Raw genomic sequence first — 2,312 nt, 5'->3', positions numbered from 1 at the left:
TGTCGGCGACGATTTCCGCGAGGGCAAGGTGACGCTGCCGGTGATCCTCGCCTACCGGCGCGGCACCAAGGCCGAGCGCAGCTTCTGGAAGCGCGCCATCGAGGAAAACGTCACCGACGATGCCGGGCTCGAAAAGGCGATCGGCCTGATGGCCCGCCACGGCGCCATCGCCGACACGATCAGCCGCGCCCGCCATTTCGGCGAGATCGCCCGCGACGCGCTGGCGCCGCTGGAAGCGACGCCGCAGAAGTCGGCGCTGCTCGACGTCATCGATTTCTGCATCAGCCGCGTCAACTGAGCCTGTCTGTCTTCCTGGGACTTGGCTGGCATTCGCCGGGCAGGGCGCCTGTGAATCCCGCTTTGGCCGTCTCGACAAAGAGCGGCCCGGCAAATTATCTATAAATATGGCCAGCACAGAAGACACGATCGCCGTCCGCATCAGCAAGGAACTGGCGGACCGCATCATTTCGGGCGCGATCGAGCCCGGCTCGCGGCTGCGCCAGGACCATGTCGCCGAGGAATTCAAAACCAGCCACGTCCCGGTGCGCGAGGCCTTTCGCCGCCTGGAGGCGCAAGGCCTGGCGATCAGCGAGCCCAGGCGCGGCGTGCGCGTCGCCTCCTTCGATCTCGGTGAGGTAAGGGAGGTGGCCGAGATGCGCGCGGCGCTGGAAGTGCTGGCGCTGCGACATGCCGCGCCGCATCTGACGGCGTCGATCCTCGACCAGGCCGAGGAAGCGACCAAGGCTGGCGACAAATCCCGCGACGTCCGCTCCTGGGAAGAGGCCAACCGCACCTTCCACCGGCTTATCCTGGCGCCCTGCAACATGCCGCGCCTGCTCTCCACCATCGACGACCTGCACGCGGCGAGCGCGCGCTTCCTGTTCGCCGCCTGGCGCTCGGAGTGGGAAACCCGCACCGACCAGGACCACCGGGCGATTCTCAGCGCGCTGCGGCAAGGCAACACCGAATCGGCCGCCGCCACGCTCGGCCGCCACGTGCAATGGATCGGCCAGAAGCCGGTCAAGACCGCCTCCGGCCGCACCCGCGACGCCTTCGCCATCGTGGGGTAGTGACGGGCGATTGGCAATTAGCCGAGGCCTCTCAACTTCGTCATTCCAGGGCGGAGCAAGGAGCGAAGCGACGCGCGCAGACCCTGGAATCCATGCCGTTACCTTCGCCGAAAAATAGAGGCGGTGCAGAACATAGCGCCGTTTTGCATCGTCCCGACGCCCATGCGTCACGGCATGGATCCTCGGGTCTCCGCGTCCGCTTCGCTCCCGCTCCGCCCGTGGATGACGAACCTGCAGGCTTGCTATCCGTTTCAAAATATGGATTCGATAATAGATGAAGTCGCAAAATTATCTATAATTTCATACCAACCAGGGAAGACACCGTGACCAACGCAACCGTTTCGATCGACAAGCCGTCCTTCAGCCCGCTCAAGCTGCACAGCCGTTCGCTCGCCTGGCAGATCGGCGCCGTGATCATCGGCTCGCTGTTCTTGGCGCTGTCCTCCTACATCGAGGTGCCGATGGTGCCGGTTCCGGTGACCATGCAGACCTTCGCCGTCACGCTGGTCGGCGCGCTCTACGGCTGGCGCTTCGGCGCGCTGACCATCGCCGCCTGGTTGGTTGAAGGCGCGGCCGGCTTTCCGGTTCTGGCGGGCGGCGCCGCCGGCGTGCAGCATTTCGTCGGTCCGACCGGCGGCTACCTCTTCGCCTTCCCGGTCGTCGGCGCCGTCGTCGGCTGGCTGGCCGAGCGCGGCTGGAACGGCAACCGCGTCATGCTTGCCTTCGCCGCCATGCTCATCGGCAACCTGCTTTGCCTGGTTCTGGGCACCGTGTGGCTTGCCGTCATGATCGGCGCCGAGAAGGCGATCACCTTCGGCTTCCTGCCCTTCATCGTCGGCGGCCTGCTCAAGTCGGCGCTGGGTGCCGCGACGCTGAAGCTGTTTTCGGGCAACCGGCCGGCCGATCCTCGGTAAGCCGCCGGGCGGATGACCGAACCCGACACCAGATGACCGTCAGGCTGCGTGCCCATCATCTGCTTTGCCTGCTGACCTATGTCGGCAAGGGCTACTCGCCGGCCTTCACCGCCAACTACGACGTTGTAGTGAAGCGCCTGGCCGGCGGCGAGGATATCTTGATCGTTTCCGGCCCTGACGACATCTGCGCCCCGCTGCTGAGTGAGAGCGAGCCGCACTGCCTGGGCGAAAGCGCTGCCGGGCGCGATGACGTCGCGGCTCGCGATGTCGCCGGTCTTCTCGGCCGGCCGCTCCCGGCCGGCGCTTGGCTCGAGCTCGATCCCTCTAC

3 protein-coding genes and 1 pseudogene are annotated in these 2,312 nt (G+C 66.1%); all 4 read left to right on the top strand.

Annotated elements, in window-relative coordinates:
• Positions 1-298: pseudogene (locus EOA24_RS34755) on the top strand (polyprenyl synthetase family protein); the annotation flags it as partial.
• 106 nt (positions 299-404) lie between these two features.
• Positions 405-1,070 (top strand): GntR family transcriptional regulator, encoded by a 666-nt coding sequence (locus EOA24_RS34750; protein WP_126062266.1) that lies wholly within the window; start codon positions 405-407, stop codon positions 1,068-1,070.
• A 323-nt stretch (positions 1,071-1,393) separates the two neighbouring features.
• Positions 1,394-1,984, top strand: coding sequence for a biotin transporter BioY (locus EOA24_RS34745; protein WP_126078606.1), 591 nt, complete (start codon positions 1,394-1,396; stop codon positions 1,982-1,984).
• 32 nt (positions 1,985-2,016) lie between these two features.
• Positions 2,017-2,312, top strand: a 296-nt coding sequence (locus EOA24_RS34740) for a DUF1284 domain-containing protein (RefSeq protein ID WP_127410635.1), incomplete at its 3' end; no start/stop codon positions are given.

Origin of the sequence: Mesorhizobium sp. M2A.F.Ca.ET.039.01.1.1 (genome assembly GCF_003998035.1) — a bacterium.
Classification (GTDB): domain Bacteria; phylum Pseudomonadota; class Alphaproteobacteria; order Rhizobiales; family Rhizobiaceae; genus Mesorhizobium.
Note: the sequence above shows the minus strand (reverse complement) of the source record. Positions and strands in the feature narration are given on the sequence as shown.